The organism is Streptomyces sp. x-80 (assembly GCF_046549095.1).
Lineage (GTDB): Bacteria > Actinomycetota > Actinomycetes > Streptomycetales > Streptomycetaceae > Streptomyces > Streptomyces celluloflavus.
Map to the genome: position 1 here is coordinate 188,551 of NZ_JAJPWM010000008.1, position 26,438 is coordinate 214,988.

The window sequence follows — 26,438 nt, forward strand, 5'->3', positions numbered from 1 at the left end:
GCCCCGCGGGTATCGGTACAGGGCACGCCACGGTCCTGTCCGGCTACCGGTCCACCGCGGTACGGGCCCGTTAGGCTGTGCGCCGTTTCGTGGAGCGTTGTCGACAGTCGACAGTTTCCGGTCGGCGGCCGGCACATTCCCCCACCGACAGTTGCACCGAGCCGACAGAAGCGAGGCAGCCTTGTCCTTTCTCACCATCGGACACCGCGGGGTCATGGGCGTGGAGCCGGAGAACACCCTGCGGTCCTTCGTGCGCGCCGAACGCGAGGGGCTCGACGTCATCGAGCTGGATCTGCATCTGAGCAAGGACGGCGCGCTCGTGGTGATGCACGACGCGGAAGTGGACCGCACCACCGACGGCAGCGGGTCCGTCGTCGAGCGCACCCTCGCCGAGCTGCGCGAACTGGACGCCGGGCGGGGTGAGCGGATCCCCGTCTTCGAGGAGGTGCTGGACGCGGTCGGCGCGCCGTTGCAGGCCGAGATCAAGGATGTGGCGGCCGCACGCGCGCTCGCGGAGGTCATGCGGTCGCGCGATCTGACCGGCCGCATCGAGGTGATCTCCTTCCACGACGAGGCGCTGGCGGCCATCCGCGCCCTGCTGCCCGGTGTGCGCACCGCCCTGGTCGCCAGCCGCTACGGCGCGGAGGTGGTCGACCGCGCGCGGGCCGTCGGCGCGCGCCGGCTGTCGCTGAACATCCGCCGGCTCACCCTCGAACTGGTCGAGCGCGCGCACACCGCGCAGCTGACGGTCCTGGGCTGGACGGTCAACACCCACGATCACCTCCGGCTCGCGCGCGGGCTGGGGCTGGACGGTGTGGTCACCGACCAGCCCGAGATCCGGCGGGCGGTGCGCTTCACGGCGTGAGCCGGGCGGGCGGTCGTGCCGCCCGGCACGGACCCGAAAGGCCCGACGGGCGCGGCGGTTCCGGCCGGTCCGGCATGCGCGGAAACCCGTCGTTCACAGGCGTGCAACGTCTTCCCAGTATGCGGACGATTTCTCCGGTGATCTCGACAGACGGGCCGGTGCGCTGCCACTCTCCCGCCATGCGCCTCGTCAATCGCCCCATACGCCTCACCAGTTGCGCCGCGGCCTTACTGCTCGCCGCGGCCGTCGGCTGCGCCCCGCAGGACGCGTCCCCCGGTGGTGCGCGCACCCCCGGACCGGGAAAGGAGAGCTGCGAGCCCGGCAAACTGCCCACCGTCGCCGCCGGAAAGCTGACGGTGGGCACCGACAAACCCGCGTACGCACCGTGGTTCGCCGACGACGACCCGGCGAGCGGCAAGGGCTTCGAGTCAGCGGTCGCCTACGCCGTGGCCGGGCAACTGGGGTACGCCAAGGGGGCGGTGGCCTGGCAGACCGTACCGTTCAACAACGCGTTCGCGCCCGGTGCGAAGAAGTTCGACTTCGACCTCAACCAGATCTCCATCAGCGCCGCGCGGCAGCAGGCCGTCGCCTTCTCCGCCGGCTACTACGACGTCCGCCAGGCGATCGTCGCGCTCAAGGGCTCCAAGGCCGCAGGGGCCAAGAGCATCGCCGCGCTCCGGGACGTCAGGCTCGGTGCGCAGGTCGGTACCACCAGCCTCGACGTCATCAACGACACCATCCGGCCCACCCAGCGGCCCGCCGTCTTCCAGAAGAACGACTACGCCAAGTCCGCGCTGAAGAACGGCCAGGTCGACGCGATCGTCATCGACCTGCCGACGGCCTTCTACATCACCTCGTCCGAGGTGAAGGACGCCAAGGTGGTCGGGCAGTTCCCGGCCACGGGACCCGCGAAGGAACAGTTCGGGCTGGTCCTGGACAAGGAGAGCCGGCTCACCGGCTGTGTGACGGCCGCGGTGGACGCGCTGCGCAAGAACGGCACGCTCGCCGCGCTGGAGAAGAAGTGGCTGACCGACGCCGTGGCCGTACCGGTGCTCTCATGACGCTCCACAGCGGACCGGTGCAGGAGGAACAGGACCACGAGCGGCGGCCGGACGGGGACGGGTATGTGCCCTCGCGGCGGCGGATCGAGCGGGAGCGCTTCCACCGCACCAGGACGCGCCGCGCCACGGCTGTCGCGGCGCTCTCCACCCTCGTCACCGCCGTCGTCCTGTACTTCGTCATCACCGGCTCCCCCGGCTGGCAGCGCACCCGCGAGACGTTCTTCAGCGCGGAGTACGCCCGCCAGGCGCTGCCCAAGGTGCTGGAGGGGCTGCTGCTGAACCTGCGGCTGCTGGTGGTGTGCGGGGCGGCGGTGCTGGTGATCGGGATGCTGCTGGCGGTGGCCCGGACGCTGCGCGGCCCGGTGTTCTTCCCGCTGCGCGCGCTGGCCACCGCGTACACCGACTTCTTCCGCGGACTGCCGCTGATCATCTGCCTGCTGATGGTGGTCTTCGGTGTCCCGGCGCTGCGGCTGCAAGGCGTGACGACCGATCCGGTGGTGCTCGGCGGCTCCGCGCTGGTGCTCACCTACTCGGCGTACGTGGCCGAGGTCTTCCGGGCCGGTATCGAGTCCGTCCACCCCAGCCAGCGGGCCGCCGCCCGGTCGCTGGGGCTCTCCAGCGGCCAGACGCTGCGCTTCGTCGTACTGCCGCAGGCCGTGCGGCGGGTGGTGCCGGCGCTGCTGAACGACCTGGTGTCGCTCCAGAAGGACACCGGGCTGGTCTCCATCGCGGGCGCGGTGGACGCCGTCTACGCCGCGCAGATCATCGCCGGCAAGGACTTCAACTACACGCCGTACGTCGTCGCCGGGCTCGTCTTCGTCGCGCTGACGATCCCGATGACGCGGTTCACGGACTGGGTCACGGCCCGGATGGACCGCAGGCGCGCCCAGGGAGGCACCGTATGAGCACCCCGAAGGACGTCGTCCCCCACGAGGCGGCCGGGGCGGACCCGGTCGCCGACGGGCCGTCCGGCGGCCCGGTGCTGCGGCTGGAGTCGGTCCGCAAGACCTACGGGCGCGGCACGGTCGTCCTGCGGGACGTGGACCTGACGGTCGCGCCGCACACCGTCACCGCGCTGATCGGCACCTCGGGCTCGGGCAAGTCCACGCTGCTGCGCTGTGCGAACCTGCTGGAGGAGATCGACGACGGCGCGATCTTCCTGGACGGCGCGGAGATCACCGATCCGCGGGCGGACCCGGACGCGGTACGCCGCCGGATCGGCGTCGTCTTCCAGGCGTACAACCTCTTCCCGCACCTGACCGTCCTGGACAACATCACGCTGGCACCGCGCCGGGTGCACGGGGTACCGCGGGCCGAGGCCGAACAGCGGGCGCACGAGCTGCTGGCGCGACTGGGGCTCGACGGGCGGGCCCATGAGTACCCGGACCGGCTCAGCGGCGGTCAGCAGCAGCGGGTCGCGATCGTCCGCGCGCTGGCCGGCCGGCCACGGCTGCTCCTGCTGGACGAGATCACCGCGGCGCTCGACCCCGAGCTGGTGGGCGAGGTGCTGGGCGTGGTCCGCGATCTCAAGGCGGAGGGCATGACGATGGTGCTCGCCACCCATGAGATGGGCTTCGCGCGGGAGGTCGCGGACCAGGTGTGTTTCCTGGACGGCGGGGTGGTGCTGGAACGCGGCACCCCCGAGGAGGTCTTCGGCGATCCGCAGCAGGACCGCACCCGGCAGTTCCTGCAACGGATCATCCAGGCGGGGCGGCTGTAGCGGGCCCCGGGGAGGGGCGGCCGGCGGTGGGGCCACGGGGCCCCGGCGCCGCCGCCACGCCCTGGTACGCCGCTGTCGGTCCCCTGAGGGCTGTCCCGTAATACCTGGGCCGCCAGGTATTACGGGACAGCCCTCAGCCCAGCCGCTTGACCAGCAGCTCGAACTCCAGGTCGGCGCGCTGCGGGATGCCGAACCGCTCGTCGCCGTACGGGAACGGGGTGAGCTGCCCGGTGCGCCGGTAACCGCGCCGCTCGTACCAGGCGATCAGTTCGGCGCGCTGCCGGATCACGGTCATACGCATCTCGCGGGCACCCCAGGCGGCCTGCGCGGTCCGCTCCGCCTCGGCCATGATCACCTTGCCGAGGCCGCCGCCCTGGAGCGTGGGGCGCACCGCGAACATCCCGAAGTAGACGTGGTCACCACGGTGTTCGAGCTGGCAGCAGGCGACCAGTTCACCGTCGCGCTCGGCGATCAGCAGCCGTCCGGTCTCGTTGCGGACCACCGCGGCGACGCCGTCCGGGTCGGTGCGCTGACCCGCCAGCAGGTCCGCCTCCGTCGTCCAGCCGGCGCGGCTGGCGTCGCCCCGGTACGCCGACTCGATGAGCTCGACGAGCCCGGGGATGTCGGCGTCGGTGGCGGAACGGAAGGTGAGCTGACTGGTGGGCATGGTGCGCGGGGTCCTCTCGGGGCGGCCGACGGCAGGGGACGAAGGGCCGGCGGCGGGCGGCCGGCGAGCTGTCACCGGCGTCGGGCGGGTGGTGACGGATGGGTGGTGACGGGTGGCGGTGGACGGATGGCCAGGCGTGGCGCATGGCCGGAATGGAGGCTAACAAGACCGGGGCCCTCCGTGTCAGGGCCGTCCGGCCACCGGATTCCGGCATCGGATTCCGGCCGCCGGCGACCCGCCCGGCGCGCGGCCGCCCCGGCGGCCCGGCGGGCTCGGCACGGCCGCGTAGGGTCCGTGCCATGGTGCAAGTACTGAGCAGCAGGGTGCTGGTGCGGCCGGCCGACCCCGAGCGTTCACGGGCGTTCTACGGCGGGGCGCTGGGACTGGAGATCTACCGGGAGTTCGGTACGGGGCCCGAGCGCGGCACGGTCTACTTCCTCGGCGGCGGCTTCCTGGAGGTCTCCGGGCGCTCCGCCGGGCCCGCCACCGGCACGCTCCAGCTGTGGCTCCAGGTGGCCGACGTGGGCGCGGCGCACGCGGAGCTGTCGGCCCGCGGCGTCGAGGTGCTGAGGCCGCCGGTGACGGAGCCGTGGGGGCTGATCGAGATGTGGATCGCCGACCCCGACGGCCACCGGATCGTCCTGACCGAGGTCCCCGCGGACCATCCGCTGCGCCACCGCCCCTGACCGCCGCCCGCCGCCGCGGCGACTCCCCCGGCGCCGCCGGGCCTCCGCCGTGACCGGGTGACCTGCCCCGACCTGCCGGTACCGCGTCCCGGCCGCCTGGCGGCCCGCCGTGCGTGCCCCCCTGTTGCGCCTGTGCGCTCCCGTGTGCCCGGTCCGCGGCGGGCAGTCTGCCGTCGTACGGAACGGGCGCCCCGCGCGGCCGGCGGGGTGTCGTGGTCCGTACGACGGGCGCGTGGGGAGGTGCTCCGTGCACGGACCGCCGTGGGTGGGCTGGCTGCTGGTGGTGCTCTGCACCGCGACGGGCGCGTACTGCCTGTCGCGGGTGGGTGCGGGCGGCGCCGCGCAGCGGCGGGAGGCCCGCGGCGAGGCGCTGATGGGACTCGGTATGGCGGTGATGGCGCTGCCGATGTCCGTGGTGGTCCAGCCGTCGTGGTCGCCGTGGGTGTTCGCCGCCGTCTTCGGCGCGGCGGGTCTGTGGGCGCTGGCCCACCGTCATCCGCACCACCTGGTCGGCTGTGCGGCGATGGTCTACATGGCGCTGGCGATGACGGCGGCCGCGGGCACCGGCGCCGCCGGACACACCGCGCACGCCGGCCATGCGGCACCGGGCGGGGTGCCGGTGCTGACCGGGCTGCTGCTCGCCTATTACGCCGTGTTCGTCGTCGCCGCGGGCCTCCGGCTGGCGCCGGCGGGCGCGGTGGCGGCCGCGGGACCACCGGCCGGCTCGGTGGCGACGGCCGACGGGCCGGCGGATGCGCCGGACGTCGCGGGGCCGAGCGGCCCGTCGGCCGGAATCGGCTCCGCGCGGCCGGAGTTGATAGGCGCCTGCCGGGTGGCGATGGGCATCGGGATGTTCGCGATGCTGCTGACGCTCTGAGCTGCGACGTTCACGATGCGGCGGGGCGCGCCCCGTTGAGCCGCGGACGGCTCGGACGGGAGTGGCTTATGTCACTTCCCTCGCGGGGCCGTACCAACCGGTACTCCGGCGCTCATAGGGTGACGCCATGATGGTCCCCCTCGCCCTGATGATTCTCGGCGTGCTGGCCGCGGCGATGGCGCCACGGCTGATGACCCGCTCCGACTGGCCCGACCGTGAGCCGGTGCTCGCCCTGTGGGTGTGGCAGTGCGTGGTCGCCGGTGTCCTGCTGTGCTGCGCGCTCGCGATGTCGCTGAGCGCGGCCGCCGCCTGGGAGGCCGTCCGCGGCCAGCTCTTCGGGCCCGCCCCGCGGGTGGTCGTCGAGGCGTACGAACTCCAGGCGTACGGACCGTGGGCCGGGGCGCTGGCCGTCCTCCTGGCGGGCGGCGGCGCGTGGACGGCCGTGGCGCTGACCCGCGAGGTGCGCACCGCCCGCACCCGGCGGCGCCGGCGCCGCGCGGACCTCCTCCGCCGCTCCCCCCTGCTGCCCGGCGAGGAGCGCTCCGGGGACCGTCTGGTGATCCTGGAGGGCGACCGTCCGGAGGTGTGGTGGCTGCCCAGCTCGTCACCCCAACTGGTCATCACCACCTCGGCGTTACGGCGCCTGAAGGGTCGTCAGCTGGACGCGCTGATCGCCCATGAGCAGGGACACGCACGGGCCCGGCACGATCTGCTGCTGTACTGCGCGGCGGCGCTGGCCGCCGGTTTCCCGCAGGTCCCGGTCTTCGCCGCGTTCCGCGACCAGGTGCACCGGCTGGTCGAACTGGCCGCCGACGACGCGGCCTCACGCCGCTTCGGGCGGCTGACGTTCGCCCTGGCCCTGGTCGAACTCAACGAGGACCGCGGCGTGTTCGGCCCGGGACCGGCCCAACTCGCCCAGGTACAGCACCGGGTGGACCGGCTGCTGGCGCCCGCGCACCGCTTCACTCCCGGCCGACGGCTGCGGATGACGGCCTGCGCGGCGCTGGTCCCCGCGGTCCCCCTGCTGATCACGTTCGTGCCGGGGCTCAGCGCGCTGACGTAGGGGCGCCGCCCGGACCCGGGGCGACGGGCACACGGTGCCGCGAGCCGCACGGCCCCGGCCCGGCCGGGGACCGCCGGCGGCGTACGGCACCGGCCGTCACACATCGGTCCCGTACGCGACGTACCCCGCACAGGCCGCCCACCGGCCGCCCGGTTCTCTCACCGGCCGCGCACCGGCCGCCCCCCGACGGCATCGGCCGGACACCGCGCAACGCGACAGAATGGCCCCATGACGACGTTCCAGGGCGTGCTCTTCGACTTCTCCGGAACCCTGCTGCGGATCGAGTCCACGGAGTCCTGGCTGCGGGCGGTGCTGACCGCGTCCGGTACGGAGCTGGCCGAGTCCGAGATCGTCCGCCGCGCGGGCGAGCTGGCGCGGGCGGGCGCGCTCCCCGGCGGACCGGAACCCGCCGCGATCCCCGCCGAGCTGGCCGGGCTGTGGCGGCTCCGCGACAGCCGGCCCGACCGCCACCGCGAGCTGTACACCGCGCTGGCCCGCCAGGTACCGCTGCCCCGGCCCGAGTTGTACGACGCGCTCTACGACCGCCACCGGACGGCGGACGCCTGGGTGCCGTACCCCGACGCCGAGGAGGTACTGGCCGCGTTGCACGGCCGCGGCATCCGTCTCGGCGTGGTGAGCAACATCGGCTGGGATCTGCGGCCGGTGCTGCGCGCCCACGGCCTCGACCGCTATCTGGACAGCTGCGTGCTCTCCTGCGAACACGGCATACAGAAACCCGATCCAAGGCTTTTCCGGCTCGCCTGCCGGGAGTTGGGGCTCGCCCCGGCCGCCGTCCTGATGGTGGGCGACGACCGCACCACGGACGGCGGCGCCACCGCACTGGGCTGCGGCTATCTGCCGGTCGACCGCCTGCCGGTGGACCGCCGTCCGGGCGGTCTGCGCCCGGTACTGGACCTCGTGGGGTGAGCACCCCGGCGCCGCCGGCCGAAGTCCCGTCAGCCGGCCGCCCGTCCGGTACCGGCCGCCCCGCACCGCGTCGCGTCGCGTCGTGCTGTGCTGTGCTGTGCTGTGCTGTGCTGTGCTGTGCTGTGCTGTGCTGTGCTGTGCTGTGCTGTGCTGTGCTGTGCTGGATACGGTGCAGGAAATCCCGCGGCTGACCGCGTTCCGGCCGGGGAGAAGCCGAAGCCCGCTTACAGCCGGCCCTCGACGCGTTCCTGTACGGTCCACAGCGCCGCGATGGGCCGCTCACCGGCGACGGTGATCGTGGCATCGTCCGCGCCGAGCACCACGTGGCCGCGTTCGTCCAACGGCGTCAGCAGGACGTGGAGTTCCCCGGCGTCGACGCCGGTGTCACGGCGCAGCTGTTCCTGGGGGAGGCGCCGTTCGCAGGCGAGCACCACGAGGAGCACCGCCGGTCGCTGTCCGGGTCACCGATACGGCGCAGTTCGGTGTCGGACGCCTGCCGGGTGAGCCGGCCGGCCACGTTGAGGTGGCGGCCGAGGGTGTCGCGGACACGGTCGGTCAGCATGGCCAGGACCGTCCTCATGCGGAGTTCGCAGCTGCCGATGCCGGTCGCCACCCCGGCGTCGAGCGATTCCACCGCACCCGCCATCGGGATCTGCCCCACCAGGCCGGCCGCGGCGAGCGTCGCCGCGCCGACGGCCCTCGCCTGCCGGATCGGTTCGGCGCCCGCCGGCGGACAGCGGCCCGCGGCGGTCCGCCCGATCGCGCGGCCAAGGCCCGTGCGGCGGTGAACCGTCCGTCCTCGACCGAATCGATGACGTTCACGGAGGTCCGGTCTGCCGGACGCACCCGGGACGGCCGCTACGGCCTCGGCCGCCGATCGCCCGCCGGTCCGCCGTCCGGCCGGTCCGCCGCCCAGGCCCGTAACACCGCGAAGTCGTCCGGGAGCAGCCCCTTGGCCGGGTCGACGCGGTGCAGCAGCGCCCGGCCCCGGTGGTGGTGCGCGATCCACTCCCGGTCCGTCGGACCGATCTCGTCGTCCACCCACGCGAACGGCCGGCCCGCCGCCGACCCGACGAGATGACGGGTCTTCCAGTGCACGCCGTCCGGGTCCTGATGGTGCATCCGCGGCCAGTCCACGGCGGGCAGCTCCGGCAGGCCCAGTACGGGGGCTATCCAGATGTTGGCCTCGGCCTTCCAGCTGGTCGCCCAGACGAGCCGGAAGCCGAGGCCCAGCAGCAGCGGACCGTGGTCGGGGTTGAGCCACACCCGCAGCGGCGGGCGGGGCACCTCCCAGCCCGTCGGCCGCATCGGCAGAGCGCGGTAGCCGGCGGGACGGCGGCGGGAGGCGGCCCGCCACGGGTTGAGCGGCCCGTCGACATCGAGGAAGAGGAGCGGTCGCTGTTCGGTCACGGGGCAGATGATGCTCCTCCGGGCCGGGTGCGGCGACCCTCCGGACGGGGCGGGGCCGGGCAGGCTCCCCGCTGCCGCCCGCCCGTTCCGGACGACCGCCGCTTCGTCCGGACGTCCGGACGTCCGGACGTCCGGACGGGGATACCGCGCCCGGACGGGCCGCCGGCCCTTCCCGTCGGGCGGCCGGTTCGCGGCGGTCGTCCCCGAGCGGGGGCCGGGGCCGGGTCGGGCCCGCTGATCCCCGCCCGGTATCAGCCCCGTCCCGGCCCCGCCCCCGGCCTGTCAGTGCGCTACGAGTGGCCCAGGGCGGCCAGACCCCCCGGGTAGAGGTACTGCTTCGGGGGGATCGTCGTCCCGTGGGCCCATGCGTCGAAGAAGCCCTTGAGGTCCTTGCCCGACACCTCCGCCGCCAGTGCCTCGAACTGCGGGAACGAGGCGTTGCCGTACGCGTGGTCACGGGTCCAGCGCCGGAGGGTGTCGAAGAACGCGTCGTCGCCGACGGTGCGCCGCAGCGCGTGGAGCATCAGGGAGCCCTTGTCGTACAGGGCGGGGTCGAGTTCCTTCCCCGGTCCCGGGTCGTAGAGCTTCGTGGACCAGTACGACGGGTCGTCCTTGTTCTCGTCGACCAAGGCGGCGTAGAAGCTCGTGTCGATTTTGGAGCCGTTGTGCTCCTCCCACAACTGGTTGGCGTACTGGGCGAAACACTCGTTGAGGCAGCCGTCGCGCCAGTCGGTGATCGAGACGCTGTCGCCGAACCACTGGTGGGTGATCTCGTGCGCCGCCGAAACGTCGTAGAGGGCATAGTGGTAGGTGGGCCGGCTCTGCGTCTCCAGGGCGGAGGCGCCGTCGTTGTCCACCGTCCCGTCGATGACGATGGCGCCCGCCGAGGAGAACGGATACGGGCCGAACTTCGAGGCCAGGAAGGTCAGGACGTCCCCCTGCTGGGCCTCCGCCGCCGCGTCGATCACGGCACTCGGGCTGTAGGCCGTGATGACCGGCGTACCGTCGGGCATCTTCGTGCGGTGGACGGTGAACTTGTCGATGGCGACCGTGCTGGCATAGGTCACCATCGGCTTGTCCTCGTGCCAGCGGAAGGTCGTTCTGCCGCCCTCGGTGGTGGTCGGGCCGGGCAGACCGTTGCCGATGGCGGTCCAGCCCTCGGGGACGGTCGCGGTGAGCGCGAAGGTGGCCTTGTCGGACGGATGGTCGTTGGAGGGGTACCAGGAGGTCGCGGAGTGCGGTTCGCCCGCGACGTCCGCGCCGCCGTTCTTCAGGGTGTGCCAGCCCTCGGCGTCGGGCTTGCCGGCGTACTTCACCCGGACCGCGAACGTGGCACCGTCGGCCACCCGGTGCGCCGGGACGACGGCCAGTTTGTGGGCCCCGGACCGCGAGAACGACTTCGCCGGTGCGCCGTTCACCGTGACCGAGGCGACCTCGAAGCCCTTCAGGTCCAGCGTGAAGCGGTCCAGCGCGCCGACGGCTCGGGCGGTGACGGTCGTGTCGCCGTCCAGATGGTCGGTGCGCGCCGGGTCGTAGGCGATCCGGACGTCGTAGTGCGTCACGTCGTAGCCGGAGTTGCCGTCGTCGGGGAAGTACGGGTCGCCGATACCGGTCGCGGCCGAGGCGGGGACGGCCGTCAGGGCGAGGGCGAGGGCGGTCGTGGTCGTCAGCACGGCGGTGGTCCCGCGGCGCCGGCTCAGTGGTCTGCGCATCTCTGCTTCCTGGTGATCGGGGGTCAGTGACGGGCGGTGGCGGGGGCGGTGGCGGCGAGCTGCCACACCACGCCTAGCAGGGCGTTGGTGCTGGTCGTCTCCGTCTGCGGGTCGACATTGGCGAGGTTGTCGCACGCCTCGTGGAGGCAGTCCGAGATGCCGGTGCTGAAGCCGGACGACGGGATGCCGGCGTTCCCGAACGACTCGTGGTCCGAACCGCCCACCCCGATGTCGAACGTGGCGATTCCCCGGGCGGCGAACCACGCCTCGAACGCCTGCTGGGCCTCGCTCTCGCCGTGCTCCGTGTCGTGCACCACGAGCCACTGCCGGGTGTTCTTGCTGCCCGCCTGGTCGAGGTTGAGATACACGTCGATCGCCTTCCGGTCGTCGGCGGAGAGGCTCCGGACATAGTCCGCCGAGCCGACCAGCCCCTCTTCCTCAGCCCCCCACCAGGCGAAACGCAGGTGCCGCGTGGGCTTCAGGCCGGCGTCGGCCACCCGCAGGGCGGTGGTCAGGACCGCCGCCGCGCCGGAACCGTTGTCGTTGATCCCCGGCCCCTCCTTGACGCTGTCCAGGTGGGCGCCGGTGAACAGCACATGGTCGGGATCACCGCCCGGCCAGTCGGCGATCAGGCTGTAGCCGGCCGCGCCGCCGTACGAGAAGGGGCGGAGCTCGGTGCGGAAACCGGCCCGGTCCAGCGCGTGCCGCACATACGCCACCGAGTCCGCGTACCCCTGTGTGCCGTGCGCACGGTTGCCGCCGTTGCGGTCGGCGATCTCCTGGAGAGCCCGCAGGTGCGGCATCACCTCGCCCTCCGAGACGGTCGGCGCGGCGGGTGGTCGCGGATGCCCTGCGGCCGTGGCCGTGGCGGCGGGGGCCACGGACAGGACGAGGAATACCCCCAGGATCCGGGCGGCGAGAAGCAGCGGTCGACGGGATGACATCACATGGGCACCTTCCAATGCGGAACAGGGCGCTCGCCCCGGCGGACGGCGCCCACGCTTGCCCATCGGTGTCAGGGAATTGTCAGGAAGCTGTCGCGAAGCGGTAGGGGTACGACGGGTCCCAGCCGGCCGGGACCCCTGCTCCGGCCCCGGCCCCGCAGGCAGGTGGCGGATACGGGGCGCCTGTCAGGAAGTGTGTGGCGGATCCCGTCGGCCGCCGTCCCCGTCCGCCCCGGTCCGTCCCGGTCCGGACGCCGCGCGGAACGGCCCTTGGGGAGCGCCCTACGATCACCGCATGTGCGCACATGTCGTGGTGGCCGAGGACGATCCCAAGCAGGCCGACCTGATCCGCCGCTATCTGGAGCGTGAAGGGCACCGCGTCGTCGTGGTCCACGACGGCCGCGCCGCTCTGGAGGCGGCCCGCGGCGGTCCGGCCGAGCTGCTGGTCCTCGATGTGATGATGCCCGTCATGGACGGACTCGACGTCTGCCGCGCGCTGCGCGCCGAATCGGCCCTGCCGGTGCTGATGCTGACCGCCCGTGCCACCGAGGAGGACCTCCTGCTCGGCCTCGATCTCGGCGCCGACGACTACCTCACCAAGCCCTACAGCCCCCGGGAGCTCATGGCCCGGGTCCGCTCCCTGCTGCGCCGCAGCTCCGGCGCGCTCCCGCAGGAGGCGCCCGCGCCGTCGGCCGAGCCGTCACCCGCGCTGACGGCCGGGGCGGTCACCGTCGATCCGCTGCGCCATGAGGTCACCGCGGACGGCCGGTACGTGAGCTGCACGCCCGCCGAATTCCGGCTGCTGGAGGTGCTGGCCGCCGAGCCCGGCCGGGTCTTCACCCGCGCCCAGCTGCTGGAGCAACTGCACGGCATCGACCGGTACATCACCACCCGCACCGTCGACACCCATGTGATGAACCTGCGCCGCAAGATAGAGCCGCATCCGCGCCGCCCCGCCCGTCTCCTGACGGTGTACGGCATCGGCTACAAACTCGCGGAGGGGCCGCGCGGTACGTCGTGACACCCCGCTGCGCCGTAGCCGCCTGGTCCGGCCGCTCGCGCTCTCCGCCCTGGTCTCCCTCTGCTCCCTGGTCTCCCTCTGCTCCCTCGGCAGTTGGTGACAGCATTGGTGAAGTTGTCACTGACGCTTCCACCGATAGTCGGCATGACCCACCAGCAGGCCGCGCTTGCGCAGTCGGGCGCGCGAGGCCGCCGCTTCCCGTTCGGTCCGCATGCGGTCGCATGCGGTGCGCCCGCCGTTGGTCGCCGCCATGGTTACGAGGACTCTCCCGCCGGTGAAGTGGCCACGCAACTGGCCGTGCCGAACTCGCCCGTGGCGGTGGCGCGCTTGGCCTCCTTGCCGTTGATCGTGATCACGCAGTCCGCCTTGCCGCCCTTCTCACCCAGCATCAGGCTGACGTTGGGCGAGGTGGCGATGCCCTTCATGGTGAATTCCTTCTTCCAGGGCAGCTTCGGGTCTTCGGCCGTCTCCGAGGACATCTGCCCCTGGTTTCCTTCTTCGTACGTCACCGTTTTGACGCCGGTGCCGGTCACCTCGTAGACGACCTTGAACTCCTTGGCGTCCAGCTTGTCGAATTCGCTCTTGACGGCCTCCCCGGTGCCGCAACCTGCTATCAGGACTGCCGTCAAACTAGTCGTGGCCACCAGAGAAGCCAATCTGAAGATCTTCTTTGTTGCGCTGTGCATGTTTTTCCTCTGTGAAGTGGGAATGGCCCGCTTGGGCCTGACGTTGCCGTCGAGCACCTCCGGAGCCCCACCGAGAATATTCGTCGATGGGGCCCCAGAATTACATTCCAGTCCCTCTGGGCCCGCTGCTGTGGTCGTGAGCTAGCCCAGCATCTGATCCTCTTCAAAACCCAGGGATGCTTCGATCCCCAGGGCGACGGCCGCATGCCATCGGACGGGTGCAGGCCAGGCTGGTTCCGTCATCGCATGCAAGTAATCATTCGTCTCTTCCGTTTCGAACTCGCGGGTCGGTCCCGTCGAGGCTGAACTTGACGACTCCACAGCCCGCTACACTCCAGCCGCCCAGCGAACCTCGCAGGTCAGACAGCGAAATCCTGCTGGAGTACTAAGGGCTCGCCCCCAACCAGCCACAATACGAAAACCGAGGTGCTCATCAAGGCCGCACCACTGAACCTGCTCCCGGTGCACGCAAAGGTTCGCCGAGCCGGGTGCCGGGGACGAACGGGGCCGACCAGCACGGCACAGCGGGTGACTTGCCGGTGTCCGCGCACGGAAATCCGTGCGGGATCGACGTTCCTGGACGCTTGCCCATCGGCCAGCCGGTGCTGATCAGCGTGTTGTAGCGCGCCCGTGTAAATCCGGGGGAACGCGCTCAAGCCCCCGCGTCCGGTTCATCGCACTCCGGGCAGGGCGAGGGGGCCGTCACCTCGCGCCGCGCCCCTCCGGCCGCTGTCCGGTGACCTCGCCGCCGGGCGTCAGAGTGAACCGGGTGCCGTCCATCACCGTCGTGGCACTGGCCGGCGTGCCGTATGCCTTGATGGTGAAGCCCTCCGCCTTGCCCATGTGCACGTACGCTTCGGCCGCCTCGCCCCACGAGTTGACCCGCACCCGCACCGACCAGTCGTCCACTCGCTTCTCATGCCACGGCCTCCAGCTGCTCTGCGGCAGCAGCCCCGCACCTCGGCCCGAGAACACGTACCAGCCCGCGAGGCCGAGCAGGAGCACGACGGCCACGAGCGGAAACGCAGTCGACCGGCGACGGATGCGGGAGTGAGTCACAGCGGATTCTTTCACGATTCGGGGCGAGGGCATCGCCGCTGGCGAGCACACAGAGGTGACTGAGCATCATGACATTCCGCAATCACTCCACAAGAAGTGAATTCAGAGCCGCCGACCTGCGAGCCACTCACGTAGGAACGCGAGGGTGTGGTGAGAAACAATCAATAGCTGTGGATCGGTTGGTGCCGTCGGCTCAGTCGAGCCGCTTCTTCGCACGCCCGGCCCTCCGCCAGATCACCGTCATCCCGAGCGCCAGGACGCCCAGGGCCACGACCACGATGACGGCCTTGATCGCGCGGTCCAGCAACAGGTGGTGAAGGAGTTCCGACAACTCTGCTCCGAGGCTGCCGCCCATCTCCACGCCCGCCGGCTACTCGGGCTCTGAGCTCCGACCGGCCCACCACCTCACGGCAAAAGCGCCATCGTGGACTTCTACGACCACCACTGGGCGAGCGCGAGGGACGTCGAGCCGTCCGCTGTCGACGACCCGGCCGACGGCTCGGTGAGCACCCACGTCCGACCGCGCAGCACCGCCGAGATCGCCCAGTCCAGGCGGTCGGCAGAGAACGGGAGGATTTCACCTCAGTGGCCGAGAATGATCAGGTCATCTCTGAAGGGCCGATGGCGGTGTCGCAGGTCGACCCGGCTGAATATGCCGCTGGGCGTGATGCAGGCGTTCCGCTGAAGGGTATTCACCGATGGTCCGGTCGAGCCCGGTGGCCGATCGAGGCAGCGAGTCCGCGAAGCCGAGCGACGAGGACCAGCACCTGACCGCCCACGGCAACGCCGAGAGAATTCAATCCGAAAGGTCCGCACCGACACCCCCACGCAGAGGAGTACAACGTGGCCGATTCGAATGCAGCACAGTCGAATTCCCAGCACCCCACCGGAAACGGTTTGGTGGACGTACATTCGCACTTCGTCAACGACGCGTACCAATCGGCGGCGATCGCTGCCGGCATCGCACATCCGGACGGCATGCCCGACTGGCCTACGTGGAGCGTCGATGCCCATCTGGATCTCATGGACCGCAGCGGCACCGACATCGCGATGCTGTCGGTGTCCTCTCCCGGCGTGCATTTCGGGGACGATGCCGCCGCCCGGCGTCTGGCCCGTGAGGTCAACGAGTACGGAGCGGATCTGGTGGCCGGCCGTCCGGACCGGTTCGGCCTGTTCGCCTCACTGCCGGTCCCCGATATCGACGGCTCCCTGACCGAGCTGACGTACGCGCTCGACGAACTGCACGCCGATGGTTTCGTCATCGAAACCAACGCACACGGAATGTATCTCGGCGACACGCGGATGCAGCCGCTGCTGGCCGAGCTCGACCGGCGCCGCGCGGTGGTGTTCGTGCACCCCACCTCACCACCGAACTACGAGAGTGTTTCCCTCGGCCGCCCCCGTCCGATGATCGAGTTCATCTTCGACTCCGCCCGCACGGTCAGCGATCTGATTTTCGCGGGCACCCTGGTCCGATACTCCGGAATCCGGTGGATCTTCACGCACGGCGGCGGGGTGCTGCCACTGCTCGCCGACCGTATGGAGATGTTCAGCAGCTGGTTCCCGGCGAAGGAGAACCCGCCCCCGCCGCCGGTGTCCGAACAGCTCGCCGAGCTCTGGTACGACATGGCCGGCACTCCGTTCCCTCACCAGATTCCGGTACTCACCGGGCTGGTCGGTACCGACAAGGTGCTCTACGGCAGCGACTACTGCTGGACTCCCGCAGGGAGTGTCGCCGACCAGCTCATCTCGATCGACAACGCCGCACCGCCGACGGACGCACCGGATTGGCGCACATTGACCACCGAGAACGCGCGGCGCATGTTTCCTCGCCTCGCCGCCCAGCCCGTTGCACCTGATCCGAAGGGACAGTGAGGAATTCGATGACCAGCTCCAGCACAGTGACTTCCAGTGCTACCGCGTCGGCCAACGGTGCCGACGGCCACCGCCCCGGACTGGTCGATGTGCATGCGCACATGATGCCGGACTTCTATGTGGCGGCCGCGAAGGCTCAGGGGCCGGCGACCATCCGGAGGGCATGCCCGCCTGGCCGGCCTGGGATATCGAAAGCCATCTGCAGATGATGGACCAGGAAGGCATCGACGTGTCGATGCCTTCCTGGTCCAATAAAGTGCATTACGGCGACGACGCCGCCGCCCGCACCCTGTCCCGGCAGATCAATGAATTCGGCGCCCGGCTCATGGCCGCGCATCCGGACCGGATCGGTGTGTTCGCGTCCCTGCCGGTACCCGACATCAACGGCGCACTGAGCCTTTTTCAACCTCACTTTGAGGCGTTGGGGTGGAGGGTGAGGACCGGCTGGACGAGGCCGGTGATGCGGGTGGTGCCGCACGGCACAGGAAGGGACGCTGTCCCGGAGCGCCGTCAGCGCGCGCGGCGCCTCAGGCAGCGGCCCAGGAGGACTGTTCCCGCCCCCGCGATCAACGAGGCGGCGGCGATGCCGGCGATTTCGGTCTCCGCCCGTGCGGAACCGGTGGCGGCCAGCGCAGGCCGGGCGGAATCAGCCGCCGCGGCGGCCTGGAGGACGAGGTCGGTGACCGCTTCGGGGTGGGCCATCATGGCCACGTGGGAGGAGTCGATCTCCACCGTGTGTGAACCCGCGCGTTTCGCCTCGAAGCGTTCCTGGTCGGGGTTGATGGTCTTGTCTTGCTTCGCGACGAGGAACCACGAGGGGATGTGCTTCCAGGCCGCCACCTTGGCCTTCTGCGAGAACGCGGTCGTCGCCGCGGGCCGCTGGGTCACCGCCAGGACCCTGGTGGTGCTCTGCGGCAGGTCGGCGGCGAAGACCTGATGGAGCCTGTCGGGCTTGAGGTACAGGTCGGTGCCGCTGACGCCGCCGGCCCGGTAGGGAACGGACTTCGTGGCGGTGCCGAGTTCGCTGGGGAACCTGGCGGCCAGGGACATGCCGCTCTCGCCCACGTCGGGCATCAGTGCCGATACGTACACCAGCGACTTGACCCGGGGGTTGCCCGCGGCGGCCGAGCTGATCAGGGCGCCGCCGTACGAGTGGCCCACCAGCACGATCGGTCCCTTGATGCTGTCCAGGATCGAGGCGATGTAGGTGGAATCGTTGTACAGCCCGCGCAGCGGGTTGGCGGGAGCGATGACGGTATAGCCACGGCCTTCGAGCCGTTCGACGACCCCGTTCCAGCTGGAGGCGTCCGCGAACGCCCCGTGCACCAGCACGATGGTGGGTTTGGTCGTGGTCGTGCCGCCGTCCGCGGCGGCAGGGGCCGCCACGGTCGTGCACAGTGCCATGCCGCACGCAGCTGCCATGATGTGTATGCGACGTATTCGGCGCCGTGAGCCGGGGACCGGAAATGCTGTCATGAGACTCTCTCTTTCCGCGAGACCTACGGCACCCGAGTGTTCAGGTATCCGCACCGGCAAGCGCGGCCACGTACTCTGACCGGGTCACAAACGTGGGCCATGGCAGTGAACGTCAGAGTCAATGGGTGTTCAGAACCTACGTCGTGAGCCGTGTGTATTCCGATGACCGCTCAGTGCGTGCGCAGAGCACTGACTCGACGGGCTTTCCGTACTGGAAACCGTGCCACTGTGCGAACTTCCGTTCGCCTCGGGAAGCAAGCCGCTCACTGGATCAGGTCGCCATCAGCTCTGCGCCATCGGCCATCGCGTTCCGTGAACACGGGCCCGCCAGAGGTTGTTCTGATGTGAGGGCAGCCAGCGACCTTTCCCACCCTGACGGGTGACGTGCCGAGTTGGTGTGAGCGCTGGGCGCGGGAAGAGGTGAGGCTCCTGGTAGATGGGGGGGGACCAAGAGCCACCTGTCCGCCCGGAGATTCGCGTGCTTGTCTACACATCGGGGATCGATCTTTCCAGCTCAACACTTCGGTCCCCGGCCTGCTACGCGCCCGGCGTCCGGAGCGCGGCACCCGGTGGCGCCGACTCCCCGCTGACCGGCAGGCCCTGCTGGTACTGGCCCACCTGCGGTGCGGTCACACGTACGCCCAGCTGGCAGCCGGTTTCGGCATCGGGATCGCCACGGTCTACCGGTACGTGGCCGAGGCCATCGAGCTCCTGGCGGCCCTGGCACCGGATCTGACCACCGCTGTCCACCCGGCGGCGCGGAAGGCGTATCTGATCCTCGACGGCACGCTGCTGCCCATCGACCGCATCGCCGTCGACCGGCCGTACTACTCCGGCAAGTACAAGAAGCACGGCATGAACGTCCAGGTCCTTGCCGATCCATTCGGGAACCTGTTGTGGGCCTCACCTGCGCTGCCCGGCGCAGTACACGACATCCGAGCCGCCCACACCCACGGCATCATCGACGCCTTGGCCCAGTCAGGCGTGCGCTGCTGGGCCGGCAAGGGCTACCAAGGCGCCGGAGGCACCGTGCGGGTTCCCTACCGCGGTCTCTGGAACAAGCTGTCCGCAGGTCAGCAGGCCGCCAACATCTCCCACGCCAAGATCCGTGCGCTCGGTGGACAGGCCATGGCCACACTCAAAACCTGGAGGCTCCTGCGCAAGCTGCGGTGCAGCACCACCCGCATCACAGCCTCGTCCAGGCGGTCCTCACCCTCCACCTCAACGCCTCAACGTGAGGTGGGAAAAGGCGCACTGACCGAATTGGCCTACGCCTATGACGAACTCGGCGTCGACGGCGTGCTGCTGACACCGACATGAGCGGGCTCTACCTCGGCGACAAGCGGCTGCGCCCGCTGCTGGCCGAACTCGACCGGCGGAACGCGGTGGTATCTGTCCGCCCGATCACGCCGCCGAACACCGAAAGCGTCTGGTGTGGCCGCCCGAGCCCGATGATCGAATACCTCTTCGAAAGCGCGCGCACGTTTGCCGACCTGCTGTTCACCGACTCCGTGATCGGCTTCCCGAACATCCGGTGGATCGTCACCCACGCCGGCGGGGTCATGCCGTTGCTGTCCGACCGCATGGAGTGGTTCCGCAGGTTGGTGAGGAAGCCCGAAGGGCCGACCGTACCCCTCGCGGAGCAGCTGACCACGCTGTTCTACGACCTGGCCGGCACTCCGTTCCCCGCCCAGGTACCTGCACTCACTCATCTCACCGGCACCGAACGGCGCCTGCTGTACGGCAGCGACTACTGCTGGACGCAGCCGGCCGGAGTGCACAGTCAGTTGAGCACCATCGACCAGGCCACGCCGCCCTGGGGCTTCCCGGACTGGCGGACGCTCACCACGGCCAACGCATACCGGATGCTCCCCCGGCTGGCCCGGGTCCGATCTGCCGTCTGAGCTGTGACACACCGCAGTGTTCGCGGCCCCGGGCAGGTCTCGCAGTTCAGCCCCCGATGCTCGCGCACGCGCATCGGGGGCTGATGGCCACCGGTCCTTTCACGACACCCATCTGACCTGCTGTCCGTTCCTTCGCATCCCGAGGGACCTCAGCGCGAAGCGTGACGGGGCGGGGACACCGCGACACACGGGCCCGGCTGAGCAGCGTCCTGGGCGCGGACGCGGAGCAGGAAAGCGACCCAACTGCGGTAGGGCTTCCACCGGTCGGCGATCCTGGCCAGTTGAATCATGTCTTGGGCGGCTGGGGAGCCGAGTCCGTATTCGGTGGCGATGGCCTTGTGTACGCGTGGTTCGTGGCGGGGAAAAACGTCGGGGTGTCCTGCTCCCCGGATGAGGATGAGCTCGGCGGAGAAGGGACCGATACCGGGCAGGGTGCGCAGTTCGGCGAGGGCGTGGTCGGCCGGCAGGGCGCGTAGGCGCGTTGCGTCGAGCTGTCCGTCGAGGGCCGCTTCGGCCAGCGCGTGCAGCCGCTGGATTTTGATGTCGGTCAGGCCGGGCACGTGAGTGATGGTGCGCAGGACGGCTGGGGTGGGGAACGCGTGCAGAGCCTGGCCTTCGATGTGGATGCGGTGCCCGTACCGGCGGGCGATGCGGGCCTTGACGGCGGCTGCCTGGGTCATGCGGATGCGGTTGCCGATGACGCTCCAGGCGGCGGCTTCGTAGGGCGAGTGGAAGCACACCGGGCGCAGCCCCGGGTAGTTCGCCAGGAGCCCGGCCACCACGGGGTCCGTGGCAAGGGCCCCGAATCCGGTGGCGTCGACGTCGAGCGAGAGGATACGGGCGAGCTGGGCCCGCACCGCATCGCTGACCGCAGGCCCGGCGGTCACGGCCTTCGCCGGGGCGGGGGTGCCGGGACGCACGGTGAATTCGGCCCGGACCGTTCCTGTGCTGCCGTCCGGTCCCGCATCCTGCCGGACCGTGGCTGCGACGACAGATGTTGCGTCGTCGGCGGGGAAGGCCAGGCGGAGGATCCCGTCCGCCGCGTGGTGGTAGCTCGCGGGGGTGAAGCCCTCCAGGAACCGGATGCTGGAGGCGAGCGAGAACCTCCCGGCGGGGGTGAGGGAGACGGCAGTCACGGTCAGCCTCCGTGTGCGGTGAGCGTGTAGCCCTCGGGGCCCTCGAAGGAGAACATCGGGCCGAAGGGGCTGTCCGCCATCGGGGTGAGGACCTTGATCCCGGCGGCGATGAGCTGGTCGCGGAGCTTGTGGGCGTCCGAGGTCCGGAACCAGATCACCACGCCGAGGCCGGGCCGTGCGGTGTCGGTGAGGTCGACGCCCGGGAGCAGCTCGCGGACGGCGAAGGGGGTGGGCCTGGTGTCGAACACGACCGCGTGGGGCGGCGAGACCGCGGCCCGGCGCAGACCGAGGTGCTGCTCGCAGAAGGCCGCTGCCGCGTTCAGGTCGCGCACTTGCAGGGCGACGAAGTCGGGGCCGTCGATGGTGACAGACATGACTCTCCCTCGATGGTTAATGTCAGGACTTTGACATGACTGAGGCTAGGACCGCGGGCCCGGCATGTCAAAATGCTGACATGCCACAGAATCCAGCGCCCGAGCCGCCCCACCCTGCGAAGGACGTCACCCACCACGTGGGATACCTGCTCAAACGCGCCCAGGCCGCCCTGCGCGGGGCCATGGACAAGGTCCTGCGCGAGCACCGACTGACCGTGCCGCAGTACGCCACTCTCGAACTCCTGGCCCTGCATCCCGGTATGTCCAACGCGGACCTCGCCCGCGCGACCTTCGTCACCCGGCAGTCCGGAAACGTCGTCCTGCGGGGCCTGCAAGACGCGGGACTGATCACCCGCCCCGCCACCGCCGACCACGGCCGCGCCCGCCCCGCCCACCTCACCGAGGAGGGCCACGCACGCCTGACCGCGGTCCAGGCCGCCGTCTACGGCGTCGAACAGCGCATGGCCGAGGCGATCCCCCCGCAGCGCATCGCAGCGCTCCTCGCCGACCTCGACCACATCGCGGCTGCCCTGGAGGAATGAAGGTGTGCCTGGCCTGCCTGGACATCGCCCGCGCCGGTGACCTTGCCCGCACCTTTCGCGACCTCGTCACCCACCGGCGCGGGCATCTCCTTCAGGACTGGATCGGCGAGGCCGAACGCGACGCTCCCGCCCCGGTTCATACCTTCGTCGGCTTCCTCCGCCAGGACGTCGGCGCCGTTACCGTCGGCGTCATCGAGTTCACTGCTGTTCGCCTTGACGGACCTCCACGATGGGCAGCATGGCGACGGTGGCGAGGAGGCCGAGTCCCGTGGGGTGGGGCCGGCGGGCGTGGGGATGTCGGTAAGCCGGGCGAGGGGTGCGTCGATGGCAGTTCGGCCGTCGTCGACCGCTGCGCGTTCGTCCTCGGTCAGGGGGATGGAGGCGAGCATGTGCTGCACGGTCTCTTGGGCTTCGCGGAGTTGGGCTTTGCCGGAGTCCTTGGGGGTGCAGAAGTCGCAACGGGCGCAGGCCATCCCGATGCTGGCACTGTTCGAAGAAGGTGTACGGCACCAGCCGTGGCCTAGGTCGTAGTACTGCCAGGGCTCGCCGGTGGCCGTCGCGCCGGAGGCGACGGCGTCGCGGTCGACAAGGACCTCGACGGTGCGCACATTCCGGGCAAAGTAGCCGGGGCTCCCGGGCACGAAGCCGTCCGGACGCTGCCGTACGCCAACCGGACGGTCCGCGTCGGGGCGGACGCCGCCCCGCCAGCGCGTCCGGGGACATCGACGGCGTACGCGCCGCCTACCTGGAGGGCCGGTCCATCGCCACCCTGGCCCGCGAGTACGACGTCAGCCGCGGTGCTGTCCGCACGGCCGTGGCCGACCTCATGCCCCAGCACGTCGCCGAACCCGAGGGCCCGACTCCGGAATTGCCGGTCACCCTCGACATGCCGGGCGAGGTCGCCGACTTCCTCCGGTCTGCTGAACTCGCCCCCGCCGAGCGGGCTGCGCTCGACCAGGGCGCCGCCGTACGGCGCGGCCAGGGCCACACCCTCCGCGTCCCCGCTGTGCCCGCGGTCCACCGCCAAATTCCTCGACCGCTGTCAGGTCCTCGATGCCCCTGCGGCGATCCCGGCACAGCGCAAGGAGCGCAAGGCCCGCCGCGAGTACGGAACCCGCCTCAACGCCCTCCCTGCTGACGCCCGGAGCTGAGCAGGTCCAGCACTGCCAAAGTCAAGATCAACTCATTGCCCCTCTGTCGCGTATCTCGCCAGTTCGACACCCCGCTTACGAGCGTCCGCCCTGTGGCCATCCCTGTGCGTCGAATACGGCGATGGGGTCCAGGTGGTCGCGCCAGTGCGTCACCTTGCGGTCCTTGATGGTCACGACGGAGACGAAGCGGTTGTCATAGGGCCGCCCCGTCCGGACCGACGTGCCGTGGACTTCGTACTCCAGGACGACCACCGAGGTTTCGCGGTCCCGGTGCACGCGGAGGTTGTCCGCGCTGCGCAGCTTCACGTAGTCGCCGTAGTCGCTGTACAGGTCGACGATCCCCTGCCGTCCCTCGACCCGCCTGGGATACCCCGGCACGGTGACCACGTACTCGAAGACCACGTCCTCGGCCAGCAGGTCGTAGTAGTCCTCCCCGTCGACCAGGCCGTCCAGCCCCTCCTTGATGATGCGGAAGAACGGGCTGTTCGCCCCGGCCAGGGGAGTGTCGTCGCTGACGGTCTTGGTCACTTCGCCTCCGGGGTCCAGGCGTGGGCGTGGCGCTCGGCGAACTCGCGGAAGGTCGTGGCCGGCTTGCCGGTGACCTTCTCGGTGTCGCCGGTGGGCGTGGCGCCGTTGCCGGTGATGACGGCGCCGGTGAGCCAGCGCAGCATCACCGCGTAGTCGGCGGGTACGCCCGCGGCGACCGCGCCGTTGATCCACGTCTCCTGTTCGATGTCGTTGTAGAAGACGGGTCGGCCGCTCACGAAGGCGATGGTGTCCGCGACCTCATCGAAGGTGAGGGCCTGCGGGCCGGTGAGCGGGTAGACGGCGCCGGCGTGGGCGGCGGGATCCAGCAGCGTCTCGGCCGCGACCGCCGCGATGTCGGCCGCGTCGACGAAAGCCTCCCTGCCGCCGCCGCTCGGGGTCGTGATCGCTCCGTCCATGAGCGGGATGTGTCCGTCGGCGAAGTTCTGCATCACCCACGCGGGGCGCAGGATCGAGTGCGTGATGCCGTGCCGGGCGGCGAGATCGGCCTCGACGGCCGCGATGCCGGCCTGGGCCGGCGCCTGGTCGGCGTTGTAGACGCTCAGGTGGGTGACGTGGCGAACGCCGGCCGCCTCGGCGAGGTCCAGGAAGGCGGCGACCTGGTCGGCGTAGCTGAGGCGCAGGGTGGGCGTCACCAGGTAGAGGCGGTCGACGCCCGCCAGGGCGTCCGCGTGGGTGGCCGGGTCGTCCCAGTCGAACCGGACGTCGGCTCCGCGGCGCGCCGCGGTACGCGGGGTGATGCCTCGCTGGGCGAGCCCGTCGGCCAGCAGCGAGCCGGACCTGCCGGTGCCGCCCAGGATGAGCGCGGTGGGTGCTTCGTTGTTCATGACTCCATGCTCGAAGCCCTGGGCGAGACAATCCATGCGTGCTGCGCTCGGCTTTATACGCGAAGCTCTCACACCTTGACCATGATGGTCGTCCTGCACAAGCTGATCCCATGGACCTGCTGTCCGACCACCTGGTGCGGGCGCGCGCCACCGGCGCGGTGTTCGCGCGGACGGTCGCCGAACCGCCGTGGGGACTGCGGCTGGGCGGCTCGATACAGCTGTCCGTGCACACGGTCGTCCGCGGCCGGGGCTACCTCTGGCTGAACACCCCCGGCAGCACAGTGGAGCTCATACCGGGAAGCGTCACGCTGGTACGTGGCGGACCGGACCACTACATCGGACACGCACCGGGCGCCGAATGCCTGGAACCAGAGGAGTTCCGGGCCCGCCACGCCCACGCGGGCCCCGCCGACAACCCGCGGGCCACGGTGTTCTTGTGCGGCGCCTACCGGTTCTCCGGCGATGTCGGCAGCGGACTGCTCGACGCACTGCCCCAGGTCATGACCCTCTCGGCGGCCGACGACGACCCCCTCCGGGAGGTGATCACCCTGCTGTCGCGCGAGCTGGTCCGCGCCGAGCCCGCCCAGCAGATCGTGCTGGACCGCCTCCTGGACCTGCTCCTCGTGCTGGCCATACGCGCCGATTTCCGTCGCAGCGCGACCGCACCACGCTGGTACCGGGCCGCCGCGGACCCACGGCTGGGCGCCACACTGCAAGCCATGCACGAGAACCCGGCCCACCCGTGGACGGTCCCCGTACTCGCCGAGATCAGCGGCTTGCCCCGAGCCGCCTTCGCACGGGTGTTCCGGGAGGCACTCGGCCAGGCCCCCAAGCAGTACCTGACCGAATGGCGAATGACCCTCGCCCGCGACCACCTCCGCGCCGACGATCTCAGCCTGGCCCAGATCGCCGACACCGTCGGCTATGGCTCGCCGTTCGCCTTCGCCGCCGCCTTCCGCCGCCACCACGGAGAACCACCCGGAACCTGGCGGCAGAGGGAACGAGCGGCCACAGACGCACGACTGCTGACCACGCACCCCGGCTCATGAGCGGTGTTCCGCCCCGGTGACCGAGCAGCGAGGGCCCCGCCGGAAAGGTTCCTCGCGCCCGGCCTCCTTCCGGCCGCGGCAATGGGAGGTATCACCAGGGCAGCGGGCCGTCTTCGTTGAAGAATCCACCGCTGGGGCCGTCCGGCGGCAGTGTTGCCAGGTCGGCCACCACCCGGGCGCCTTCCGCCGCGGTACGGGGGCCGGTATGGCCGTTGAGGTCGGTGGCGATGAAGCCGGGGGTCGCGGCGTTGATCTTCACGTGCCGCCAGTCGGGGCTGCGGGCGAAGGCCAGCGCGTACTGCACAGTGATCATGTTGACGGCGGTCTTGGACGACGCGTACGCGAGGATGTAGTCGGTGGCCAGCGGTGAACCTGGCTCGCTGATCAGGCTCAACGACGACGTCGTGGACGTGACGTTGACGATGCGGGGCGCCGTCGCCTCGCGCAGCAGCGGCAGCAGTGCTCCGGTGACGGACACCAGCCCGAACACGTTGGTCTCGTACACCCGGCGAAGGGTGTCGGCGTCCGGAGCCCAGGGATCCCAAGGGAGCATGATGCCTGCGTTGTTGACCAGTACGTCCAGCCGCCCGGCACGCTGCCGGATGTGCTCGGCCAGGGCGGACATCTGCGCGGGGCGGGTGACGTCCAGGACCACTGGGTGAACGTCCAGGCCCTCGCCCCACAGCAGCTCGGCGGCCTGCTCGCCGCGCTCGGCGTCACGTGAAGCCAGCAGTACGGTCACGCCGAGCATGGCCAGCGCCCGGCACGTCTCCAGGCCGAGGCCCTTGTTTCCCCCGGTGACCAGGGCGGTCCGGCCGAGTGGGGAGCTCTCGCCGGATGTCGTGGCAAGGTCTTTCACG

At 70.7% G+C, this 26,438-nt stretch carries 31 protein-coding genes and 1 pseudogene; 16 read left to right on the forward strand and 16 right to left on the reverse strand.

Annotated features, from left to right (window positions below; translation table 11 throughout):
* Positions 1-181 precede the first annotated feature (181 nt).
* From ACLJWH_RS18115 to ACLJWH_RS18130, 4 genes are all read left to right on the forward strand, one after another.
* Entirely contained in the window at positions 182-865 is a 684-nt protein-coding gene (locus ACLJWH_RS18115) for a glycerophosphodiester phosphodiesterase (RefSeq protein WP_411142756.1), read from the forward strand.
* A gap of 179 nt (positions 866-1,044) precedes the next feature.
* Entirely contained in the window at positions 1,045-1,926 is an 882-nt protein-coding gene (locus ACLJWH_RS18120; RefSeq protein WP_411142757.1) for an ABC transporter substrate-binding protein, read from the forward strand.
* On the forward strand, positions 1,923-2,831 hold the full coding sequence (locus tag ACLJWH_RS18125) for an amino acid ABC transporter permease (protein WP_411142758.1): 909 nt from the start codon (positions 1,923-1,925) through the stop codon (positions 2,829-2,831). Before ACLJWH_RS18120 ends, ACLJWH_RS18125 begins: the two co-directional genes overlap by 4 nt.
* Complete coding sequence (locus ACLJWH_RS18130; protein ID WP_411142759.1) at positions 2,828-3,646, forward strand: amino acid ABC transporter ATP-binding protein; 819 nt, start codon at positions 2,828-2,830, stop codon at positions 3,644-3,646. Before ACLJWH_RS18125 ends, ACLJWH_RS18130 begins: the two co-directional genes overlap by 4 nt.
* A 133-nt stretch (positions 3,647-3,779) precedes the next feature.
* On the opposite strand, the gene ACLJWH_RS18135 is transcribed toward ACLJWH_RS18130, so the two are convergent.
* Positions 3,780-4,313: a GNAT family N-acetyltransferase gene (locus ACLJWH_RS18135; protein WP_411142760.1), complete on the reverse strand. Its 534-nt coding sequence runs from the start codon at positions 4,311-4,313 to the stop codon at positions 3,780-3,782.
* 299 nt (positions 4,314-4,612) lie between these two features.
* Here ACLJWH_RS18135 and ACLJWH_RS18140 point away from each other — a divergent pair, with 299 nt between their 5' ends.
* From ACLJWH_RS18140 to ACLJWH_RS18155, 4 genes are all read left to right on the forward strand, one after another.
* Positions 4,613-4,999, forward strand: coding sequence for a VOC family protein (locus tag ACLJWH_RS18140; RefSeq protein ID WP_411142761.1), 387 nt, complete (start codon positions 4,613-4,615; stop codon positions 4,997-4,999).
* A 247-nt stretch (positions 5,000-5,246) separates the two neighbouring features.
* Positions 5,247-5,876 (forward strand): DUF5134 domain-containing protein, encoded by a 630-nt coding sequence (locus ACLJWH_RS18145; protein WP_411142762.1) that lies wholly within the window; start codon positions 5,247-5,249, stop codon positions 5,874-5,876.
* Positions 5,877-6,003: 127 nt separating this feature from the next.
* The gene (locus ACLJWH_RS18150) at positions 6,004-6,939 is read left to right on the forward strand and encodes a M56 family metallopeptidase (RefSeq protein ID WP_411142763.1); all 936 of its coding nucleotides are present in this window, start codon (positions 6,004-6,006) and stop codon (positions 6,937-6,939) included.
* Between the two features lie 228 nt (positions 6,940-7,167).
* The gene (locus tag ACLJWH_RS18155; RefSeq protein WP_411142764.1) at positions 7,168-7,866 is read left to right on the forward strand and encodes an HAD family hydrolase; all 699 of its coding nucleotides are present in this window, start codon (positions 7,168-7,170) and stop codon (positions 7,864-7,866) included.
* Positions 7,867-8,090: 224 nt separating this feature from the next.
* Here the strand turns inward: ACLJWH_RS18155 and ACLJWH_RS18160 are convergent, their stop codons facing one another.
* Positions 8,091-8,309, reverse strand: a complete 219-nt coding sequence (locus tag ACLJWH_RS18160; RefSeq protein ID WP_411142765.1) for a hypothetical protein — start codon at positions 8,307-8,309, stop codon at positions 8,091-8,093.
* 117 nt (positions 8,310-8,426) lie between these two features.
* On the opposite strand from ACLJWH_RS18160, the gene ACLJWH_RS18165 reads away from it, so the two are divergent.
* Positions 8,427-8,654: a hypothetical protein gene (locus ACLJWH_RS18165; RefSeq protein WP_411142766.1), complete on the forward strand. Its 228-nt coding sequence runs from the start codon at positions 8,427-8,429 to the stop codon at positions 8,652-8,654.
* 70 nt (positions 8,655-8,724) lie between these two features.
* Here ACLJWH_RS18165 and ACLJWH_RS18170 read toward each other — a convergent pair whose 3' ends face one another.
* The 3 genes from ACLJWH_RS18170 to ACLJWH_RS18180 form a co-directional block, all read right to left on the reverse strand.
* Positions 8,725-9,276: a hypothetical protein gene (locus ACLJWH_RS18170; RefSeq protein ID WP_411142767.1), complete on the reverse strand. Its 552-nt coding sequence runs from the start codon at positions 9,274-9,276 to the stop codon at positions 8,725-8,727.
* A 290-nt stretch (positions 9,277-9,566) separates the two neighbouring features.
* On the reverse strand, positions 9,567-10,988 hold the full coding sequence (locus ACLJWH_RS18175; protein WP_411142768.1) for a M1 family metallopeptidase: 1,422 nt from the start codon (positions 10,986-10,988) through the stop codon (positions 9,567-9,569).
* Positions 10,989-11,011: 23 nt separating this feature from the next.
* Positions 11,012-11,932 carry a M20/M25/M40 family metallo-hydrolase gene (locus ACLJWH_RS18180; protein WP_411142769.1) on the reverse strand — a complete coding sequence of 307 codons (921 nt, stop codon included), beginning with the start codon at positions 11,930-11,932 and terminating at the stop codon, positions 11,012-11,014.
* 295 nt (positions 11,933-12,227) lie between these two features.
* Between ACLJWH_RS18180 and ACLJWH_RS18185 the strand changes: the two genes are divergently transcribed.
* Positions 12,228-12,953: a response regulator transcription factor gene (locus ACLJWH_RS18185; protein ID WP_411142770.1), complete on the forward strand. Its 726-nt coding sequence runs from the start codon at positions 12,228-12,230 to the stop codon at positions 12,951-12,953.
* A 117-nt stretch (positions 12,954-13,070) separates the two neighbouring features.
* Here ACLJWH_RS18185 and ACLJWH_RS18190 read toward each other — a convergent pair whose 3' ends face one another.
* The 4 genes from ACLJWH_RS18190 to ACLJWH_RS18205 all read right to left on the reverse strand — a co-directional run bounded on the left by ACLJWH_RS18190 (position 13,071) and on the right by ACLJWH_RS18205 (position 15,029).
* Positions 13,071-13,205 carry a hypothetical protein gene (locus tag ACLJWH_RS18190; protein WP_411142771.1) on the reverse strand — a complete coding sequence of 45 codons (135 nt, stop codon included), beginning with the start codon at positions 13,203-13,205 and terminating at the stop codon, positions 13,071-13,073.
* Between the two features lie 2 nt (positions 13,206-13,207).
* Positions 13,208-13,639 carry a hypothetical protein gene (locus tag ACLJWH_RS18195; protein WP_411142772.1) on the reverse strand — a complete coding sequence of 144 codons (432 nt, stop codon included), beginning with the start codon at positions 13,637-13,639 and terminating at the stop codon, positions 13,208-13,210.
* Positions 13,640-14,341: 702 nt separating this feature from the next.
* Positions 14,342-14,653, reverse strand: coding sequence for a hypothetical protein (locus tag ACLJWH_RS18200; protein WP_411142773.1), 312 nt, complete (start codon positions 14,651-14,653; stop codon positions 14,342-14,344).
* A gap of 238 nt (positions 14,654-14,891) precedes the next feature.
* Positions 14,892-15,029: a hypothetical protein gene (locus ACLJWH_RS18205; RefSeq protein ID WP_411142774.1), complete on the reverse strand. Its 138-nt coding sequence runs from the start codon at positions 15,027-15,029 to the stop codon at positions 14,892-14,894.
* Positions 15,030-15,122: 93 nt separating this feature from the next.
* On the opposite strand from ACLJWH_RS18205, the gene ACLJWH_RS18210 reads away from it, so the two are divergent.
* Both ACLJWH_RS18210 and ACLJWH_RS18215 read left to right on the forward strand, forming a co-directional pair.
* Positions 15,123-15,383, forward strand: a complete 261-nt coding sequence (locus tag ACLJWH_RS18210; protein WP_411142775.1) for a hypothetical protein — start codon at positions 15,123-15,125, stop codon at positions 15,381-15,383.
* Between the two features lie 158 nt (positions 15,384-15,541).
* On the forward strand, positions 15,542-16,573 hold the full coding sequence (locus tag ACLJWH_RS18215; RefSeq protein ID WP_411142776.1) for an amidohydrolase family protein: 1,032 nt from the start codon (positions 15,542-15,544) through the stop codon (positions 16,571-16,573).
* Positions 16,574-17,083: 510 nt separating this feature from the next.
* Here ACLJWH_RS18215 and ACLJWH_RS18220 read toward each other — a convergent pair.
* Positions 17,084-17,995 carry an alpha/beta fold hydrolase gene (locus tag ACLJWH_RS18220; protein ID WP_411142777.1) on the reverse strand — a complete coding sequence of 304 codons (912 nt, stop codon included), beginning with the start codon at positions 17,993-17,995 and terminating at the stop codon, positions 17,084-17,086.
* Between the two features lie 532 nt (positions 17,996-18,527).
* Between ACLJWH_RS18220 and ACLJWH_RS18225 the strand changes: the two are divergent.
* Positions 18,528-19,287 (forward strand): annotated as a pseudogene (locus tag ACLJWH_RS18225) (transposase family protein).
* A 78-nt stretch (positions 19,288-19,365) separates the two neighbouring features.
* The gene (locus ACLJWH_RS18230) at positions 19,366-19,953 is read left to right on the forward strand and encodes an amidohydrolase family protein (protein ID WP_411142778.1); all 588 of its coding nucleotides are present in this window, start codon (positions 19,366-19,368) and stop codon (positions 19,951-19,953) included.
* Between the two features lie 149 nt (positions 19,954-20,102).
* Here ACLJWH_RS18230 and ACLJWH_RS18235 read toward each other — a convergent pair whose 3' ends face one another.
* A complete protein-coding gene (locus ACLJWH_RS18235; RefSeq protein ID WP_411142779.1) occupies positions 20,103-21,089 on the reverse strand; it encodes a DNA-3-methyladenine glycosylase family protein in 987 nt (328 codons plus the stop codon).
* A gap of 2 nt (positions 21,090-21,091) precedes the next feature.
* The gene (locus tag ACLJWH_RS18240; protein ID WP_411142780.1) at positions 21,092-21,463 is read right to left on the reverse strand and encodes a VOC family protein; all 372 of its coding nucleotides are present in this window, start codon (positions 21,461-21,463) and stop codon (positions 21,092-21,094) included.
* A gap of 80 nt (positions 21,464-21,543) precedes the next feature.
* On the opposite strand from ACLJWH_RS18240, the gene ACLJWH_RS18245 reads away from it, so the two are divergent.
* On the forward strand, positions 21,544-22,005 hold the full coding sequence (locus tag ACLJWH_RS18245) for a MarR family winged helix-turn-helix transcriptional regulator (protein ID WP_411142781.1): 462 nt from the start codon (positions 21,544-21,546) through the stop codon (positions 22,003-22,005).
* On the opposite strand, the gene ACLJWH_RS18250 is transcribed toward ACLJWH_RS18245, so the two are convergent.
* The 3 genes from ACLJWH_RS18250 to ACLJWH_RS18260 form a co-directional block, all read right to left on the reverse strand.
* Positions 21,906-22,646, reverse strand: a complete 741-nt coding sequence (locus tag ACLJWH_RS18250; protein ID WP_411142782.1) for a hypothetical protein — start codon at positions 22,644-22,646, stop codon at positions 21,906-21,908. The genes ACLJWH_RS18245 and ACLJWH_RS18250 overlap by 100 nt on opposite strands.
* 585 nt (positions 22,647-23,231) lie before the next feature.
* A complete protein-coding gene (locus ACLJWH_RS18255; protein WP_411142783.1) occupies positions 23,232-23,684 on the reverse strand; it encodes a nuclear transport factor 2 family protein in 453 nt (150 codons plus the stop codon).
* Positions 23,681-24,529, reverse strand: coding sequence for an NmrA family NAD(P)-binding protein (locus ACLJWH_RS18260; protein ID WP_411142784.1), 849 nt, complete (start codon positions 24,527-24,529; stop codon positions 23,681-23,683). The genes ACLJWH_RS18255 and ACLJWH_RS18260 overlap by 4 nt, the downstream gene beginning before the upstream one ends.
* A 110-nt stretch (positions 24,530-24,639) precedes the next feature.
* On the opposite strand from ACLJWH_RS18260, the gene ACLJWH_RS18265 reads away from it, so the two are divergent.
* Positions 24,640-25,578 carry a cupin domain-containing protein gene (locus ACLJWH_RS18265; RefSeq protein ID WP_411142785.1) on the forward strand — a complete coding sequence of 313 codons (939 nt, stop codon included), beginning with the start codon at positions 24,640-24,642 and terminating at the stop codon, positions 25,576-25,578.
* Positions 25,579-25,669: 91 nt separating this feature from the next.
* On the opposite strand, the gene ACLJWH_RS18270 is transcribed toward ACLJWH_RS18265, so the two are convergent.
* Positions 25,670-26,437: an SDR family oxidoreductase gene (locus tag ACLJWH_RS18270; RefSeq protein ID WP_411142786.1), complete on the reverse strand. Its 768-nt coding sequence runs from the start codon at positions 26,435-26,437 to the stop codon at positions 25,670-25,672.
* Between the last annotated feature and the right edge of the window lies 1 nt (position 26,438).

Excerpts from the sequence above, each read along its gene's own strand:
- ACLJWH_RS18175 (WP_411142768.1), bottom strand. The coding sequence starts at position 10,988 with ATGCGCAGACCACTGAGCCGGCGCCGCGGGACCACCGCCGTGCTGACG.
- ACLJWH_RS18180 (WP_411142769.1), bottom strand. The coding sequence starts at position 11,932 with ATGTCATCCCGTCGACCGCTGCTTCTCGCCGCCCGGATCCTGGGGGTA.
- ACLJWH_RS18130 (WP_411142759.1), top strand. The coding sequence starts at position 2,828 with ATGAGCACCCCGAAGGACGTCGTCCCCCACGAGGCGGCCGGGGCGGAC.
- ACLJWH_RS18125 (WP_411142758.1), top strand. The coding sequence starts at position 1,923 with ATGACGCTCCACAGCGGACCGGTGCAGGAGGAACAGGACCACGAGCGG.
- ACLJWH_RS18265 (WP_411142785.1), top strand. The coding sequence starts at position 24,640 with ATGGACCTGCTGTCCGACCACCTGGTGCGGGCGCGCGCCACCGGCGCG.
- ACLJWH_RS18155 (WP_411142764.1), top strand. The coding sequence starts at position 7,168 with ATGACGACGTTCCAGGGCGTGCTCTTCGACTTCTCCGGAACCCTGCTG.
- ACLJWH_RS18135 (WP_411142760.1), bottom strand. The coding sequence starts at position 4,313 with ATGCCCACCAGTCAGCTCACCTTCCGTTCCGCCACCGACGCCGACATC.
- ACLJWH_RS18195 (WP_411142772.1), bottom strand. The coding sequence starts at position 13,639 with ATGCACAGCGCAACAAAGAAGATCTTCAGATTGGCTTCTCTGGTGGCC.
- ACLJWH_RS18230 (WP_411142778.1), top strand. The coding sequence starts at position 19,366 with ATGAGCGGGCTCTACCTCGGCGACAAGCGGCTGCGCCCGCTGCTGGCC.
- ACLJWH_RS18220 (WP_411142777.1), bottom strand. The coding sequence starts at position 17,995 with ATGGCAGCTGCGTGCGGCATGGCACTGTGCACGACCGTGGCGGCCCCT.
- ACLJWH_RS18165 (WP_411142766.1), top strand. The coding sequence starts at position 8,427 with ATGGCCAGGACCGTCCTCATGCGGAGTTCGCAGCTGCCGATGCCGGTC.
- ACLJWH_RS18190 (WP_411142771.1), bottom strand. The coding sequence starts at position 13,205 with ATGGCGGCGACCAACGGCGGGCGCACCGCATGCGACCGCATGCGGACC.
- ACLJWH_RS18245 (WP_411142781.1), top strand. The coding sequence starts at position 21,544 with ATGCCACAGAATCCAGCGCCCGAGCCGCCCCACCCTGCGAAGGACGTC.
- ACLJWH_RS18120 (WP_411142757.1), top strand. The coding sequence starts at position 1,045 with ATGCGCCTCGTCAATCGCCCCATACGCCTCACCAGTTGCGCCGCGGCC.
- ACLJWH_RS18240 (WP_411142780.1), bottom strand. The coding sequence starts at position 21,463 with ATGTCTGTCACCATCGACGGCCCCGACTTCGTCGCCCTGCAAGTGCGC.
- ACLJWH_RS18260 (WP_411142784.1), bottom strand. The coding sequence starts at position 24,529 with ATGAACAACGAAGCACCCACCGCGCTCATCCTGGGCGGCACCGGCAGG.
- ACLJWH_RS18150 (WP_411142763.1), top strand. The coding sequence starts at position 6,004 with ATGATGGTCCCCCTCGCCCTGATGATTCTCGGCGTGCTGGCCGCGGCG.
- ACLJWH_RS18140 (WP_411142761.1), top strand. The coding sequence starts at position 4,613 with ATGGTGCAAGTACTGAGCAGCAGGGTGCTGGTGCGGCCGGCCGACCCC.
- ACLJWH_RS18185 (WP_411142770.1), top strand. The coding sequence starts at position 12,228 with ATGTGCGCACATGTCGTGGTGGCCGAGGACGATCCCAAGCAGGCCGAC.